Source organism: Arthrobacter sp. ISL-95 (assembly GCF_018613695.1).
Lineage (GTDB): Bacteria > Actinomycetota > Actinomycetes > Actinomycetales > Micrococcaceae > Arthrobacter.
Genome location: NZ_JAGGPR010000011.1, coordinates 20,006 through 35,974 on the forward strand (window position 1 = coordinate 20,006; position 15,969 = coordinate 35,974).

17 protein-coding genes are annotated in these 15,969 nt (G+C 61.7%); 11 read left to right on the plus strand and 6 right to left on the minus strand.

Annotation, left to right across the window (positions count from 1 at the left end; translation table 11 throughout):
* Positions 1 to 21 precede the first annotated feature (21 nt).
* The gene (locus J7I86_RS15315) at positions 22 to 1,113 is read right to left on the minus strand and encodes a DUF2092 domain-containing protein (RefSeq protein WP_286179848.1); all 1,092 of its coding nucleotides are present in this window, start codon (positions 1,111 to 1,113) and stop codon (positions 22 to 24) included.
* 129 nt (positions 1,114 to 1,242) lie between these two features.
* Positions 1,243 to 2,151 (minus strand): BadF/BadG/BcrA/BcrD ATPase family protein, encoded by a 909-nt coding sequence (locus J7I86_RS15320; protein ID WP_214821168.1) that lies wholly within the window; start codon positions 2,149 to 2,151, stop codon positions 1,243 to 1,245.
* Between the two features lie 276 nt (positions 2,152 to 2,427).
* Here J7I86_RS15320 and J7I86_RS15325 point away from each other — a divergent pair, with 276 nt between their 5' ends.
* From J7I86_RS15325 to J7I86_RS15350, 6 genes are all read left to right on the plus strand, one after another.
* Complete coding sequence (locus tag J7I86_RS15325) at positions 2,428 to 3,159, plus strand: GntR family transcriptional regulator (protein WP_214821169.1); 732 nt, start codon at positions 2,428 to 2,430, stop codon at positions 3,157 to 3,159.
* A gap of 1 nt (position 3,160) precedes the next feature.
* Positions 3,161 to 3,955, plus strand: coding sequence for an IclR family transcriptional regulator (locus tag J7I86_RS15330; RefSeq protein ID WP_214821170.1), 795 nt, complete (start codon positions 3,161 to 3,163; stop codon positions 3,953 to 3,955).
* Positions 3,956 to 4,127: 172 nt separating this feature from the next.
* A complete protein-coding gene (locus J7I86_RS15335) occupies positions 4,128 to 4,913 on the plus strand; it encodes an SDR family oxidoreductase (protein WP_309476741.1) in 786 nt (261 codons plus the stop codon).
* Between the two features lie 67 nt (positions 4,914 to 4,980).
* Positions 4,981 to 6,681, plus strand: a complete 1,701-nt coding sequence (locus tag J7I86_RS15340; RefSeq protein ID WP_286179849.1) for an FAD-dependent oxidoreductase — start codon at positions 4,981 to 4,983, stop codon at positions 6,679 to 6,681.
* Entirely contained in the window at positions 6,678 to 6,968 is a 291-nt protein-coding gene (locus tag J7I86_RS15345; RefSeq protein WP_214821172.1) for a Dabb family protein, read from the plus strand. The genes J7I86_RS15340 and J7I86_RS15345 overlap by 4 nt, the downstream gene beginning before the upstream one ends.
* A gap of 41 nt (positions 6,969 to 7,009) precedes the next feature.
* Complete coding sequence (locus J7I86_RS15350; RefSeq protein WP_214821173.1) at positions 7,010 to 8,353, plus strand: MFS transporter; 1,344 nt, start codon at positions 7,010 to 7,012, stop codon at positions 8,351 to 8,353.
* On the opposite strand, the gene J7I86_RS15355 is transcribed toward J7I86_RS15350, so the two are convergent.
* The 3 genes from J7I86_RS15355 to kynA are packed head-to-tail and all read right to left on the minus strand — an operon-like array spanning position 8,350 to position 11,399.
* Entirely contained in the window at positions 8,350 to 9,237 is an 888-nt protein-coding gene (locus J7I86_RS15355) for a PaaX family transcriptional regulator C-terminal domain-containing protein (protein WP_214821175.1), read from the minus strand. The genes J7I86_RS15350 and J7I86_RS15355 overlap by 4 nt on opposite strands.
* A gap of 7 nt (positions 9,238 to 9,244) precedes the next feature.
* Positions 9,245 to 10,483 carry a kynureninase gene (gene kynU / locus J7I86_RS15360; RefSeq protein ID WP_214821177.1) on the minus strand — a complete coding sequence of 413 codons (1,239 nt, stop codon included), beginning with the start codon at positions 10,481 to 10,483 and terminating at the stop codon, positions 9,245 to 9,247.
* 46 nt (positions 10,484 to 10,529) lie between these two features.
* Positions 10,530 to 11,399, minus strand: coding sequence for a tryptophan 2,3-dioxygenase (gene kynA / locus J7I86_RS15365; protein WP_214821179.1), 870 nt, complete (start codon positions 11,397 to 11,399; stop codon positions 10,530 to 10,532).
* A gap of 125 nt (positions 11,400 to 11,524) precedes the next feature.
* Here kynA and J7I86_RS15370 point away from each other — a divergent pair, with 125 nt between their 5' ends.
* The 5 genes from J7I86_RS15370 to J7I86_RS15390 all read left to right on the plus strand — a co-directional run bounded on the left by J7I86_RS15370 (position 11,525) and on the right by J7I86_RS15390 (position 15,495).
* Complete coding sequence (locus J7I86_RS15370; RefSeq protein WP_214821181.1) at positions 11,525 to 12,043, plus strand: HAD domain-containing protein; 519 nt, start codon at positions 11,525 to 11,527, stop codon at positions 12,041 to 12,043.
* Between the two features lie 181 nt (positions 12,044 to 12,224).
* Positions 12,225 to 13,430: an inorganic phosphate transporter gene (locus J7I86_RS15375; protein WP_214821183.1), complete on the plus strand. Its 1,206-nt coding sequence runs from the start codon at positions 12,225 to 12,227 to the stop codon at positions 13,428 to 13,430.
* Positions 13,427 to 13,648 (plus strand): hypothetical protein, encoded by a 222-nt coding sequence (locus tag J7I86_RS15380; protein ID WP_214821185.1) that lies wholly within the window; start codon positions 13,427 to 13,429, stop codon positions 13,646 to 13,648. The genes J7I86_RS15375 and J7I86_RS15380 overlap by 4 nt, the downstream gene beginning before the upstream one ends.
* Before the next feature lie 94 nt (positions 13,649 to 13,742).
* A complete protein-coding gene (locus J7I86_RS15385; RefSeq protein WP_214821188.1) occupies positions 13,743 to 14,876 on the plus strand; it encodes a hypothetical protein in 1,134 nt (377 codons plus the stop codon).
* Between the two features lie 52 nt (positions 14,877 to 14,928).
* Positions 14,929 to 15,495 (plus strand): dihydrofolate reductase family protein, encoded by a 567-nt coding sequence (locus tag J7I86_RS15390; RefSeq protein WP_214821190.1) that lies wholly within the window; start codon positions 14,929 to 14,931, stop codon positions 15,493 to 15,495.
* On the opposite strand, the gene J7I86_RS15395 is transcribed toward J7I86_RS15390, so the two are convergent.
* Positions 15,492 to 15,956, minus strand: a complete 465-nt coding sequence (locus J7I86_RS15395; RefSeq protein WP_214821192.1) for a hotdog fold thioesterase — start codon at positions 15,954 to 15,956, stop codon at positions 15,492 to 15,494. The genes J7I86_RS15390 and J7I86_RS15395 overlap by 4 nt on opposite strands.
* Between the last annotated feature and the right edge of the window lie 13 nt (positions 15,957 to 15,969).

Below are 15,969 nucleotides of genomic sequence, written 5' to 3' on the forward strand. Positions count from 1 at the left end.
CGGCGGCCGTCCGGGATTCATTCACCGGGCGGCAGCGGCTGACTGGAGCCGTTCCAAAGGCACCATTCCGGCGTAGACGCGGCCGTCGTCGAGAATCAAAACACTCAGCAGCGACGTCGTCAACGCCCGGCCTCCGTCAACAGGCTGCAGGGCCTGGGACAGCTGGGGATTGGACGTGAACTCAGCCGGAGCAGAACCAGCAGGCAAGGCGATCACGGAATCCCAACCATGCCCTGTGACGGTCACTCCATGACTGCGGGAGTCATCACCGGGGGAGCCGTGGCCCGGGGTGGCTTGGGCTTCCGGAGCGGGCGGGCCGTCCGGCGTCGGCCTATCCGGCTTCGCCGGCACTACCTTCTCAGTGACAGTTGCCCCCTGCGGCGGGGTGAAGGCAAACAGCGCGGGATCCGGCCGGGAAAGGTCCAGTTGAGTGTAAGCAAGTGAATAAGCTGGTTCGGCCTGGCCTTTGGCCCGCACCTCGACACGCAGGGGCAGACCGGTTTCGGAGTCGACGTCGATGCTCACCGAATCAACCAGGGTTTCGGTGCTGCGCGGGTTGAGGAGCAAAGAGTAGACACTTTGGCCCGCGACGGATGAAGCCTCAGCAACAGTGACCTCCGTGCCGGCATCAATGGCTGCAAGGAAGCGCCCGGCCATGGCTTCCGGGGTTGGGATCTCCTGGGTCGGCATCTCCGGGGTCGGGATGTTCTGGGCGGGCATCTCCGGCGCAGGCACGGTCAGATGCGTGGCGCTGTTGTCCTGTGAATTGTAGAACCAGGCGTCGCCGCCATTGATAACCACGTCGCGTTCAGCCATCTGGTCCAAAATTTGCAAACGTGCCTTGAGTGGACCATCTACATAGACCCGGGCCGTATGGGATCCGGTCAGGAATTCCAAGGCAGAAGCAGCACCCGGGACAGCGCCCTGACCCGACGCAGGTAACTCGGGAAGCCCCAGCCCGGCATCCTGCTCCACAGTGCCGGACAACGCCCGCACTTCAGTGCGCGCAATCATCGCAACGATTTCTTCGGCGCTCTTGGGCGGGAGCGAAACGCTGGCACCCGCTTGGACGGCGCCGAACACCACGGCAATCGCCAGGGCAAAGGGAAGCAAGAGAGCTGGCAGCCACCGCCGCCTGGCCCGCGTCATTGTTACCAACCACCGCTCGTGAGAGGCATGAGTCCAGAGTACTCCGCTTGACTGCAGCGATCACCTGTCCCATCAAAGCCGCGGCAGCAGGCTTCAGACTCCGATCAACTGCCGGGCCAATTCCACCGCACCATGGACCGGAGGCTGGGCCAAAATGCGGATTGAGGCCGGATCTTCCAAGGAAACCTTGCGTGCCACCGCGCCGGCCAGCTGGCTCTGATTCACCAACAGGGCACCGGCCATCACCAACGGCAGGTCCAATCCCAACTCACCCATAACCTGGCGCGCCAGCGTTGCCAGCGAATGCGCGGCCTCGGCCTGAATACGCAACGCAGCCGGATCGCCCTCCGCCGCCAAATCCAACACAAGGGGAGCCAAACCGGCCCAATGGTCAGGTTCGGGCCTGGCGTAGAAGGAGTCCATAAGCTGCAAAGCGTCCGCGCTGGCCGTCGCCGCCATCAAGGCTTTGACCAGCGTGCCCGGTTCCAGCCCGGCGTAATACTCGCGCAAAGCCTCGCGGACGGCATCGCGAACCACCGAGTAGCCGCCGCCTTCATCACCCAGCAGATATCCGTAGCCTCCGCTGCGGGCTTCCCGCCCGTCACGATTCCGGCCCCACGCCACGGAGCCGGTCCCGGCAACTACCACAGCTCCGACGTCGAGACCGGCAGCTGCCAGCACGATTCGGGTGTCATGCACGACGTCGATCCTGGCGCCGGGGAAATGTTCCGTAAGCAGGGCTGACAGGACAGCGCGACTCGCCGGCGTATCCGCTCCGGCGGCACCGGCACATACGGCCTCGATTCCGCCGCCCACGCTTGCAGCGATCCGGCGCAGCACGGCGTCAGCCCCTTGGTGCCCTACGGAGGACAGGTTGGCGCTGGCTTCAGTGATTTCGACGCCGGCGCCCCTGTGGGCGTCGATGTCGCCCTGCGCTGCGTCGGAGCGGACGGCGTGGGTCTTGGAGCCGCCTAGGTGAAGGCCAAGAACTGCGGGAGTCACAGGACTTCCGCCAATTCACTGCTCTTTCGCTGTATTTCCTTCAACTGAAGGCCCTTCGTTTGGAGTGCGAACTTTTGGACAAACATAAACCCGAGGTTAGCCAGAATGTTGAAAACTGCGAAGGACGCTCCGCCGGGTTTAGCTCGGGGCAGTCCGTGATCGACATCTTTGTCCTTGGTTCCGTGGAAAGTTATGGTCTTCGGAAGTGGTTCCGCCAAATGTTCAGACCAGCGGGGTCAACATTGGCATAGACCAATGCCGTTGTCTATAAGTAGGATGTCCAATATGTCCAGCGATGCCGCTCAAGCAACTCCCAAGTACTACCTCCTCAAAACTGAGGTACTTGGGCTTATGGCGGGCCTCCATCCGGGCACCCTCATACCCACCGAGCGTGCTTTGGCGGAGAAGTATGCCACCTCCCGGACCACGGTCAGGCAAGCGATCAGCGAGCTCGTGGCCGAGGGAAAACTGGGCCGCATTCAAGGCCATGGCACGTTCGTGGCCCCTCCGAAAGTGACACATGTCCGGCAGCTGACCTCATTCTCCGATGACGCACGCACTCAGGGCCTGCGGCCTGACTCCACGCTCCTTTCCCTCAACGTCATGGGTTCTGATGCGGAGGTTTCAGCTCATTTAGGGGTGGACTACGGTAAGCCCGTTACCCGGCTTGAGCGCATTCGCCTGATTGAGGGGGAGCCGTTGGCGCATGAGATCGCCTGGCTTCCCGGCAAGCTTCCCCGGTTCAAGTCCAATCTGGCCAAAGCGGGCTCCCTTTATGCCGTTCTGACTGAGGTCTACGGGATCCGGATAGCCGACGTCGAGGACACCGTGGAAACTGCACTCGCTGGTCCTGATGATGTCAGGCTGTTGGGAATTGAAATGGGTGCCCCGTTGCTGGTGGTCCATCGCCTGGCCCGGGATGCCTCCGGCGCGCCGGTGGAGTGGACCCGGAGCGCATTCCGGGGTGACAGGTTCCGGTTCGTTTCCCGCGTAAAGTCCGGAATCTGAGGTGGCCAACTCCTCATCAGGTGAGTCCGTGATCCGCCGGGTGGTGCGCCTGGTAGGAGCGTTCGACGACGCTCACCGCACCATGAGCGTCGCCATGTTGGCCCGGCGTTCTGGACTTCCCGTGACAACCACCTACCGCTTGGTGGACGAGCTCTTGGGTGAAGGCCTGCTGGAACGGGAAGCCAACGGTGAGGTTCGGGTCGGCACCCGTTTGTGGGAGCTGGTATCCAGGAGTTCGCGCATGGTAGGCCTCCGCGAGGCTGCCCTGCCGTTCATGGAGGACGTCCAATCGGTGGTCCAACACTCCACCACGTTGGGGATCCTGGACTCCGACGAAGTCCTCTACATAGAGCGCATCGGCTCCCGTGACTCCATGGTGGACATCACCAAGGTTGCCGGCCGTTTGCCGGTCCATGGAACATCCTCCGGGCTGGTGCTGCTGGCCTATTCGCCACCTGACTACCAGGACTTGTTTCTGTCCCGGACGCTGGAAAAGTTTACAGACGTGACACTGACCGACCCCGCTGAACTACGGCGACACCTTGCGGGTATCCGTCAACGCGGCTTCGCCTCCATGCCCGGCATCATCGTCCCTGAATCCAGTGGAATCGCAGTCCCTGTGTTCGGTCGCGCAAACACAGTGGTAGCCGCGCTCAGCGTCGTGGTTCCACGGAACGAGGAAAGCCCGGCCACCAGGGTGCCGGTCCTCATGACGGCAGCGCGCGGAATCTCCCGCGCTCTGGGGTGGCGCGGAGAACTCAAGGGCGCCCTCCGGCAAAGCAACGGAAACATCTGATTCCCGTTCATCGGTAACGCTGTGGTTTCACTCACAGCCCCGCTGGCAGAGTGGAACCAAGCAGGGCAACTCGCCCGGTCACCACACTTTACGGCCCTTGTGGGCCATTCCGTGCTGCCCTGCATCCAAGTGAGGTTTCAGCAGCCGCAATGCCGCGGCAGGAGGAGTTGTGGTGGAAACAGCAACGCAGGCAGGTAAAGAGTCCATGGCCCGGCGAGTGGCCGGCAAGATTGCCGTAGTCACCGGAGGCAGGGGAGACCTTGGCAGCGCAACGGCCAAGCTGCTCGCCGATCACGGAGCAACCGTCGCCAGCCTTGACCGGGCAGGAACGGCTGCTACGGGAACCCACCCAGGCATTACCGAGTACGACGTCGATGTCACTGATGAAGCCAGTGTCATCGAAACAATCAGCAGGGTGGCAGCGGAGCAGGGAAGGCCGGATGTCCTGGTCAATGCAGCAGGAATCATTGGCCAACCAGGAGCCAGCCATACCGCTACCGTGGACGATTTCAATCTCATCTTCGATGTCAACGTCAAGGGCGTATGGCTCATGACCAAGCACGTTGTTCCGGGGATGATTCGTCAGCAGTCAGGCAGCATCATCAACTTTTCCTCGATCCATGGGTTGACCGGCGGGCGCAATGTACCCCTCTACCACGCCACCAAGGGTGCCGTCCGGCTCCTCAGCAAGTCTGATGCGGCAGCTTATGGCGTACACGGTGTCAGGGTGAACTCCATCCACCCCGGATCGATGAACACCAGGATGAGCCGCCGCTCGGCAGATCAGTCGGACATCGGGCCGGAGGCCTATTACAAGCAGCTGGTGGGTGGAAACCCGCTGCCCCGGCAGGGAGAACCGGACGAGATCGCGTACGGGGTCCTTTATCTGGCCTCCGATGAATCCCGGTTCACCACTGGTTCAGAGCTTGTCATCGACGGCGGCTACACGGCGGTCTGAGCAGGATCACCACCCCGGAACTCCACCTTCCTTGAACGACCAGATTGCTTTATTGAGAGGTACCACCATGAAATTCATTAACGGCAGACCGACGGATACCTACGACGTCGTAGTTGTCGGTTCCGGCGCAGGGGCATTAACGGCAGCGGCGACGGCCGCACGGGCCGGCAAGTCAGTCGTCGTGCTTGAAAAAACCGAGCTGCTGGGCGGCACGTCAGCCGTGTCGGGCGGCATGCTGTGGGTAGCCGACAACCACCATGCCCGTGAGGCGGGACTGAGCGACTCCAAGGAGGCGGCTGCCAAGTATATTCGCGCCGTGGCACGTGGCCGGAGCCGTGAAGAGCTGCTGGACGCCGCGCTGAACTACGGCGACACCATGCTCCGCTTCACCGAAGACGAATGCGGCGTACGTTTCATCTTCCTGGACAACTTTCCGGACTACCGGCAGGACCTTCCCGGTTCCGTGGAAGGTGGAAGGACGGTTGAACCTGAGTTGTACAACATCCGTGAGTCACTGGGCGAACTCGCTGTCCATGTGCGCTCAGACGGCCGGGCGCCCTTCACTATGCAGGAATACGAAAACTGGGGCGCCTTTACCAAATTCCCCTGGCAGGAACTGAACGAGCGGCAGGAGCAGGGCCTCGTTGCCAAGGGCCAGGCACTGGTTGCAATGCTTTTGGCCAGCCTGGTCCGTGATGACGCAGCGTTGGTGGTTGGTGCACGAGGACATCGGCTGCTGAACGACGGCGGCAGGGTAGTGGGCGTCCAGCTCGAGTCGGGCGAGACTTTCCATGCCAACGACGGCGTAGTTCTTGCCACGGGCGGTTTCGAGTGGGACAAGTCCCTGGCGGACTCGTTGTTGGCTTCGCGGCTGTACATCATGTGCTCCCCGCCTTCGAATACGGGTGATGGTCTTAAGATGGCCCAACGAGTCGGTGCCCAAACCCGCGGTACCCGGGAAGCCTGGTGGGCGCCGATGTCCATCACCGGCGACACTCGCGATGGTCAACCCGTTGGAACCCTGCTCCGCTTCGAACGGCAAGGTCCGGGCTCGCTCATGGTTAACCGCCATGGCCGCCGCTTCGCCAACGAATCGCAAAACTACAACGATCTCGCGCGGTGCCTGCAGTCATGGGATTCGCCCAACAATCAGACGTTGAACACACCCGCGCATGTGGTGTTCGATCACAGCTATCTGGAGCGCTACGGCGTCCTCGCCCACCGCGCGGGCCAGCCGACGCCGGACTACCTCGTGGAAGCTCCCACGCTGGCCGAACTCGCCGCAAAAATAGGTGTCTCCGCGGATAACCTTCAAGCCACGGTGGAGCGCTTCAATGAATACGCAGTGAAAGGACTGGATCCTGACTTTGGGCGTGGCGAAAGCGCCTACGACAAGTACTGGGGTGACGACGACTGCCCGTGGCCCAACCCTTCCCTCGGTCCGTTGCAAACAGGACCGTTCTATGCAATGGAAGTCGTCAACGGCGCATTTGGCAGTAACGGGGGAGTCGCCACCGACGGTTTGGCAAGGGTCCTGGACGTTGACGGGCAAGCACTTCCCGGACTATTCGCCGCAGGAAACACCACGGAGAATGCCTACGCTGCCGGCTACCCGGGGGCCGGGGCCACGTTGGGCCCCATCATGACCATGGGGTACCTGGCAGGCCGCACTATTGCCGGGCAACCGGCGGAATACGTTTCGGAGGAGCACGTTTCGGCAGAACTCGCCGGTGTCGGAGCAACTACGGAATCCGGAGCCGGGACATGATCCGCCACGCGGTGCTTTTCAAATTCAAGCCGGATTTCCCGGCCGCGGACAGGGCCGCGTGGATCGAGGGCCTGAACCGGATGGAAGGCAACATTCCCGGGCTCTTGGGCCTCACCCACGGGGCGGACGTGCTGCAGCATGATCGCTCGTTCGATTACGCGATCGTGGCCGACTTCAATGCCGTGGAAGACATTGAGGTCTACAACACCCACCCCCTGCATGAACCGCTCAAGAAGTACTCGTTCCCGAACAGCGAGCACGTCATCGCCGTTGATTTTCGGCTTTAGCTTCGGAATTTTCGAACCTGCGCCGTTCAAAGGAGAATCGCATGTCAAGCACTACCCGGCAGCCCACTACGCTGCGCAAGACCCCACGAAAAGCAGCTCTGGCCTCCTTCCTCGGAAGCACGCTGGAGTACTACGACTTCTTTATCTACGGCTCCGCCGCAGCGTTGGTGTTCGGTCCGCTCTTCTTCCCCTCGGATGACCCCGCCGTCGGCCTCATCGGTGCATTCGCAACCTTTGGCGTGGCCTACGTTGCCCGTCCGGTGGGTGGGCTCGTGATGGGCCACTTCGGCGACAAACTGGGCAGGAAGAAAATTCTGCTCATCACGTTGAGCATCATGGGGCTTGCTTCCCTGGGCATCGGATTCCTGCCCATCTACAGCCAGATCGGCGTCTGGGCTCCCGTCCTGCTGGTGGTCGGACGCCTCGCGCAGGGCTTCTCCGCCGGCGCCGAATCGGCGGGTGCTTCCACACTGACCTTGGAACACTCTCCCGAGGGTCGTCGCGGGTTCTTCACCAGCTTTGTCATGACCGGATACGCCTCGGGAATGGTGCTTGCGACGCTTGTTTTCATTCCCGTGGCAGCACTTCCCACTGATGCACTCATGAGTTGGGGCTGGCGCGTACCGTTCTGGCTTTCCATCGTGGTGTTGGCCATCGCTTACTGGGTGCGGACCCACTTGAATGAAACGCCGGTGTTCGAAGAATCGAAGGACCGCACGTCAGTTGCGCCCATGCCGCTCCGGCAAGTCCTGCGCTTTCAATCGGCAGATGTGGGCCGAGTGGTGTGCATGTCCATCATGTCCGTCATGCAAACCATCTTCACGGTCTTCGGCCTTTCCTACGCCACGGGCGCGGCCGGATTCGACAAAGCATCGATTCTCACCGTCAATGCAGTAGCAATCGGCCTGTCCATGTTCGTGATGCCCCTGACCGCCAGGATCTCTGACCGGGTGGGCCGGCGCCCTTTGCTCCTGACGGCCGCCATCGGTTGCTCGGTGACGATCTTCGCCTACTTCGGGGCGCTGTCCACCGGCAACATCCTCCTGGTTTTCGCCGCCGCATTCGTCAACATGACGTTGCTCTACTCCTGCTTCAACGGGATCTGGCCCGCCTACTTCGCTGAACTCTTCGCTGCCCCTGTCCGCTATTCCGGAATGGCCTTGGGCAACCAGTTGGGTCTGGTGGTTGCCGGATTCGCTCCGTTGATCGCAGGCCTGCTCCTGGGCAAAGGCAGCGACGGGTGGCTCCCCGTGGCCTGCTTCGCCGTCCTGTGCATGGCTATTGCAGGAATAGCTGCTCTCTTCTCCCGGGAAACTGCCAAGACACCCATCGAACAGCTCGGGGAGCCGTATTGGCGGGGCATCGCGGCCAGGAACGGGAGCTAGCCAACAGGAGCACGCAACGTGTTGCGCACAAACTCCCCGCTCGGTTCGGCATAGGCAGCAACTATCCGGCTGAACAACGCAGTACCTTCGGCCCCGGGCCAGTCCGCAGGCAGGAATGCCGACGGCAGTCCGGGGTCGAGGTACGGGATGATCCGCCACCGGTCGATGCACTGCACGTAGGCAGCAAAAGCCTCAGGAGAAGGCTCCACCTGTTGACGGGCCTGCAGTGCAGCATCCGCACCATTTCCACGGCCTATGCTGTCGCCTTTATCGAACCCGTGCTCGCGGATGAAGTCCCTGTGCAGTTCCGCTACCGCTTCCAGGTCCCACCACTTGGACGCGGCGTCTTGAAGGTTGCCGCCCACCAGCGGGGTTTCCGTCACAAAGATGGTGACCATGGCCCGTAGCTCAAGATCGACGAGAATCTCCTCCACCTCCGTCCGCAGCGAATCGGGGCAGATCCAGAGTCCGGCGGTCACCGTACCGCAGCCGATCCAATGAAGCCTGCGCCGTAACTGATGCCGTTTCTCGCGCTCTGTCTCCGGGATGGAAAAGGAGATCAGGCACCACGGGTCAGACTCGGACATGCTCCTGGGGTTGTAGATCCTGCGGTCGCCGCGGGCCAGCATGGTGGCGGCGCCCTCGGTCAGCGTGAACCCGGGTATGCCATCGCGGGACTCCTGCAACACCACGTCTTTCTTGCGAAGCCGCCCCAAGGCAGTCCGGGTCACCGTTCCGGACGTACCCAAGGCTTCCATAAGGGTCACTATGTCCTTGGTGGACATCCAGCCACCGGCATCACGCAGATAGAGGCCGATGACCGTACGCAGTAATGACGTTGTACTCCCGGGACGGGAGTCCATGTCGTCAAGGACGGCACTCATTTCCGGCTCACTGGAGTTCGGTGAGGGCGTCACGGATGGCTGCGACTCCCAGTTCAACCTCGGCGTAGCTTGTGCTCAGGGGTGACAGGCCAATGCGCAGGCCGTGCGGGGGCCGGAAGTCGGGGATGACGCCCTTTTCCCAGAGCTTGGCCGTGACATCGGCGAAGTGCGGGTGGTCCACGGTGATGTGGGAGCCGCGCTCGGCAGGATTCCGAGGGCTGACGATTTCCGCGCCAAGGGGCACCAGCTGCTCCTCGGAAAGGGCGATCGCGTACTCAGTGAGCTTGATCGACTTTTCACGGACGGCGTCCATTCCCACGGAGGCGATGAGTTCCAGCATGTCTTTCATTGGCTGCATGGCAAGCACTGGAGGTGTTCCGGTGATGAACCTGCGCATGCCCTGCGCAGGCTTGTACGACTCCGTCATTCCGAACGGGTTGTCTGCACCCATCCAACCCCAGATGGGCTGCTGCAAACGATCCTGCTGGGAAGCGTTGACATAGGCGAAGGCTGGCGAGCCCGGTCCGCCGTTGAGGTATTTGTAGGTGCAACCGACGGCGAGGTCCACGCCCCATTCGTCAAGTTCCATGGGCACTGAACCTACGGAATGGCACAGGTCCCACAGCATCAGTGCTCCGGCCTGGTGCACCTTGGCGGTGATTCCTTTGGCGTCGGCCAGGAACCCGGAGCGGTAGGCCACGTGGCTGAGGACCACCACTGCCGTACGTTCGCCCAGCAGCCCGTCCAGGTCTTCGGCACGGACACCGCTGGCCGGGTTAGCAGCGATCCACTTAATGCTGGCCCCGCGCTCCTTGGCGATGCCCTCAATGATGAAGCGGTCGGTTGGGAAGTTGTCGCGGTCAATGATGATTTCATCGCGGCCCGGCTGGGCATCCACGGCTGCGCGGATCATCTTATAGAGCATCACCGAGGTGGAGTCACCCACTGTGGTCTGTCCCGGCGCGGCCCCCAGGGCAACTTCACCGATGCGGTCTCCCACTACGGTGGGCTCGTCCATCCACTGCTCGTCCCACCCACGGATGAGGCGGCTGCCCCAGGCGTCGTGAACGAAGGACGCCAGATTTGCGGAAGTGACCTTCAGCGGGCGGCCAAGCGAGTTGCCGTCCAAATATGAGGCGAGCTGATCGGCGTCGGGCGTGTAGAAAGCATCACGCTGGGTAGCGAGGGGATCAGCGGCATCCAGTTCGGCCGACGTTGGCCGTTGGGTTTGCTGTGCTGTGGTCATTGTTCCTCCTGCGGAAGTGTTGGGCGGCTGAGGCCGGGCGGTGTTGTTAGTTGCCGATCTCGGTGCGGACGGCGTAGAGCTCAGGGAAGAACGTGAGGTCCAGGGCCCGCTTCAGGAAATCCACTCCCGAGGATCCGCCGGTGCCTACCTTGAAACCGATGGTGCGCTGGACTGTCCGTAGGTGGCGGAACCGCCAGGCCTGGAAGTTGTCCTCGATGTCCACCAGGTCCTCGCAGGCTTCGTACAGACCCCACGGGGTGTCGTCCGATTCGTAAATCCTCTGGAAGATCGGCACGAGGTCTTTACGGAAGGTCCACGGCTCGCTGGTGTCCCGGTCCAGAATGTCGGCAGGGATGTCGTAACCGGCGCGGGCCAGGACTTTGAGGAACGCGTCGTACAACGTGGGCTCCTCAAGGAGCTGGCTGAGCAAGGCATGAGCCTCGGGTTCGCTTTCAAAGACACGCAGCATCCCGCGGTTCTTGTTGCCCAGCAGGAATTCCACGCCCCGGTATTGATACGACTGGAAGCCCGACGAGCTCCCCAGGAAACCGCGGAACTGGGAGTATTCGCGGGGTGTAAGAGTTCCGAGCACGGACCATTGCTCGGTCATGGTCCGCTGAATGGCCTTGACCCTGGCGATGCACTTGAGCGCCTTGCCCAAATTATCCGCATCGAAAAGCCGCCGCGCTTCCAGCAATTCATGCAGGACCAGCTTCAACCAAAGTTCACTTGTCTGATGCTGGATGATGAACAGCAATTCATCGTGGTGCTCCGGCTCGCTGAGGGGGTGCTGGGAGCTGAGCAGGTGGTCAAGGTCCAAATACCCGCCGTAGGACATTGCATGCCGGAAATCGGTGCGGACGGTGTCCTCGATGTCACGGACGCTTTGGGCGGAATGGACTGTGGGCTTTTCCATGTTTCGAGAATATCACTTGCATGACGCACGTCAAGAGATTGATTCATTGGAATCCGTGCGCTCCGACTTTCCGGCAATGTCCTCGCGTAGGCTGAAGTTCAACCAGTGGGGAAGGGGGAGCGGCCGTGAATTCCAGCCAAGGCGCCATTGCGCCGGTGTCCGTTTATCTGGACGTCGACGGCGTGGTGAACCCGTTCAGCCCTATGGGAACCACTGACTGGGGGAGCGAGTGGAACTTTGCTGACGCCGGAATCCTGAATGTCGCTTTTGCTCCCGAGGTTGTCGTTGAACTCAATGACCTTGCCCGACACCCCGACGCCCGATTTGTCTGGCTGACAACATGGGAGGGTCTCGCACCTGAGTTTCTCTGCCCGGCCATCGGCCTGAACGGACAAGGGTGGCCAGTGCTTTCCAGCCTGGGCTGGGACGAAGGCCCTGAGTGGTGGAAGTTGGTGGCCCTCCAAAAGGATCTGGCCACCGCCGGCAGCGAACGGGTTGTTTGGCTCGATGACCAGCTCAGCCAGGAGTCCGACGCCGTATCCTGGGCCGAGTACGAGCAAGACCGTGTGCTTTGCATCTCACCTGATCCACGCAAGGGTCTTAGTCGTCGCGACCTCGCGGCTGTGAGGTCGTATCTCGGGTAAACCGGGACGTTGGCACGTTTGTCCGCTTACCGTAAGACACGTAGGATTCTTAAGGTTTCAAGCCCGCCGGAGTGAATACCGCAAGCCGAGTCAGTTGAACACTTGCTGAACTATGCTGTGGATGGCAGGTATGGGGAAGTGAAACTGCTGAACGCCGTCGACTCTGCAGATTGGGCAACAGGTGGATATCACCTTCATGGTCGCGCTTGTAATAGCGTTGGCCCTATTCTTTGACTTCACCAACGGGTTTCACGACACTGCCAACGCGATGGCTACGCCTATCGCAACGGGAGCGATCAAGCCCAAGACGGCTGTCGCCCTGGCTGCCGTGCTCAACCTCGTAGGCGCATTCCTCTCCACGGAAGTGGCCAAAACCATCTCCGGCGGACTGATCCGGGAAGGGTCAGATGGTATCCACATCACACCGGACATCATTTTTGCCGGCCTCATGGGGGCCGTTCTGTGGAATATGATCACGTGGCTCAAGGGCCTGCCATCCAGTTCATCGCATGCCCTGTTCGGCGGACTCATCGGTGCAGCAGTTGTGGGTATCGGCTTCCACTCCATTAACTTTGAGACCGTGCTGCAGAAGGTGATCCTCCCCGCCGTCTTCGCACCGCTCATTGCAGGACTCGTAGCGTACATCTGCACCCGCCTCGCCTATGCCCTGACCTCACGGCACGATCCCGAAACAGGTGACAAGCTCACGCAGAAACGTGGAGGCTTCCGCACAGGACAGATTTTCACGTCAAGCCTGGTGGCCCTGGCTCACGGAACAAATGATGCCCAGAAGACCATGGGCATCATCACCCTGGTGCTTATTGCAGGTGGCACACAGGCTCCAGGCAGCGGTCCGCAGTTCTGGGTCATCACGGCCTGTGCTCTTGCCATCGCCGTCGGTACCTACGCAGGTGGCTGGCGCATCATCCGCACCATGGGCTCGGGCCTCACCGAAGTTAAGCCGGCACAGGGATTCTCTGCTGAAACCAGCACCGCCTCAGCCATCCTCGCCTCATCACACCTGGGCTTTGCCCTTTCCACCACTCAGGTTGCCTCCGGCTCGGTCATCGGCTCGGGCCTTGGCCGCAAGGGGACATCTGTTCGTTGGGGCACGGCTGGGAAGATTGCTTTGGGTTGGTTGTTCACGCTGCCTGCCTCGGCCATTGTCGGCGCGCTGACGGCTCTACTGGTGAGCATCGGCGTCGTAGGCGTCATCATTGCCGCAGTGGTTGGCACTGCCGCGGTCGTGTTCATGTTCGTGGTGTCCCGCAGGTCGCACGTCGGCCACCATAACGCCGTCGAAGTTGAAGAAGCCGGTCACGCCGTGCGATTCCGCAAGAAGAAGAAGTCCCGAAAGACCACCACCAGCGAGGATGTGCAGCGATGAAATGGTTGGAATTGCTGCAGGTGGCCGGAGTAACGCTAGTGGCCGCAGTGAGTTTGGTGGTCCTCTATTCATTGGGCGTTCGCCTCACGGCCATCGCCGGTGACGCCCAGCAGAAGTCGCCCGTCTTGGTGCGCTCCCTGGCTTACGTTTGCTTTGCTTTCTGCGCAGCAGCGGTCCTCTTCGGCATCTATTTGATCGTGCCCTACTTCGCAAAGTAGCTGTTTCTGGCCGTATGGTCCTCCGGGGAGAATAATCAGCAGTGTAGTTATACACATAGCTGCGTGATTCTGATCCGGCAGATATGGGGCCGTCATGACGTTCTGTACCCGGGAGCAGCTCATCGGACTGGCGCTGGTTCCTGTCTTGTTACTGGGACTTTCGGCGTGCCTTCCTCCTAAAGCGGACAGTCTCCCGCCCGAGTCGAACTTCGGTTCACCACCGGCGGCCTCCACGGCACAGGCCACTTCACCGCCGGCAACTTCGGGGCCGCCCACTGCACAGGCTGCCGAAGGGCAGGCCACGTCACCGCAGTCCACGTCAACACCGGAAGCATCCCCGCAAGTCGCCATCCCGGCGCAACCCACCGCCGTCGGGCCTTCCGGCAGTTCCACCAGCGGCAACCAACCCGAAGGGCCTTCGGAGCCCGCAGAGACCGCCACGGCGCCCTCGCAGGATCCCATCGTGGTGAGTTGGGTACCCACCGGGCCCATCGGAGCCAATGATCCCGTCCCGGGCCAGCGGTACCTCATGCTTCAGCAATTCCAATGTGATGCTTTGGCGCACAGCGTCGAAGGCGCAGCGGACGCTGCCGTATGGCAGGCTGGTGCCGCCGTGTGCCGGGCCCTGCAGACCGGAGGCCACGACGACTGGCAACAAGCATCCGTCGCCGTAGCCAGGACCCCACGAATCCCACAAAAGCAGTGCCTTGAGTTCCGGGTAGCAGCCACATCAGCATTTGTTGTTGCTCAGTACCGCAGCAATCCCGGCGGCGTCTTCGAGGCGGAACCAGACCCCGGCGAAGCATGCCCGCGGCAATTGCTTGGGCTGAGCGTAGTGGACGAGGACTTGCGCCCGGTGGTGGGCATGGCCCGCGCGTCCGGCCCCAGGTCAGGTGGCACTATTGTTCGCTTGGACGGCTACTACGTGCGGGTAGGAGGCGTCCTGTTCGACGGCGTTCCCACGGTTCCGGACGTTGTGGCCGGGGGAGGGGACTACCAGACACTGTATTTGCGGATGCCGCCGGCGGAAGGCAGGGACGCCATCCGGATCTCCATCACGGACACGGTTGAGGTTGCCGGAACAGTGACGTTCTTCTACGACGACTCCGCCGCGCCCAGCCTCACCCCGCCACCTCCCGCTGAACCGGCCACGGAGACTTCCACTGAGAGTAGGACTCCACCGAAAGAGGGCTCCCTTGGCAAGGGAACCAACCCCTTCGGCCGCTGATTAGGGGGCGGTCACCGTCCTGCCCCCTGAATCATTGTCCTAGTCTGGGGCCATGGCGATTTTTCAGTATTACGTAGCTTCAACCATTGATGGCTTCATCGCTTCCCCGGATGACGACCTTGGCTGGCTCCTGCAGTTCGACCAAGCGGAGGGCGTCAATGAGAGCATCGAAGCTTTCATGGCAGGCGTTGGATGCATCGCAATGGGCGGCGACACCTACCGCTGGCTCATGGAACATGAACCAGGCAAATGGCCGTATCCCGACACCCCGTGCTGGGTCTTCACCCACCATGAGTACTCGGCACCGGCAGGGTCAGATGTCACCTTTGTCCGAGGCGATGTACGGGAGTTCGCACCGGACTTACTCAGGGACGCTGGAGATAAAAACGTGTGGCTGGTGGGCGGAGGCCACCTCGTAGCGCAGTTCGCCAATGCCGGGCTGCTCCACGAGATGATCGTCACCATCATTCCCGTGGTGCTGGGCGCGGGAAAGCGGCTGCTGCCGCTCAACGGCCCGACGGCGCCACTCGAGTTGGTCTCTTCCAAGATCCTTGGAGGGGCCGCGGCTGAACTGCACTACCGGCTTCCCCAAGCCCAGGCCGGGCCGATCCAGGCCTAGTGACGGTTGTCCCGGATCATGTTGGTGATCCGGGCAGTTGAGAGTCGGCGGCCCTTGTCATCGGTAATAACGATCTCGTGAGTTGCCAAGGTTCCGCCCAAATGGATGGCTGTACAGGTGCCCGTCACTGTGCCGCTGGCAACCGAACGGTGATGGGTTGCGCCCACCTCTATGCCCACAGCGTGGCGGCCCCGGCCGGCATGAAGCGATGCAGCGAACGAACCCAGGGTCTCTGCGAGGACTACATGGGCGCCGCCGTGGAGGATGCCGGCCACTTGCGTATTTCCTTCCACCGGCATGGTGGCCACGGTACGTTCCGCGCTCAATTCCGTGAACCGGATACCCAGTTTCACCACCAGGGCACCTACGCCGTGCGCTGAGAGCCAATCGTGGAACTCTTCGGGAACACCTGCTTCATTGAGCTCGTCGACAAACCTGTTCGGCGTGAAATTGTCCATCATGCCAACTAGGCTG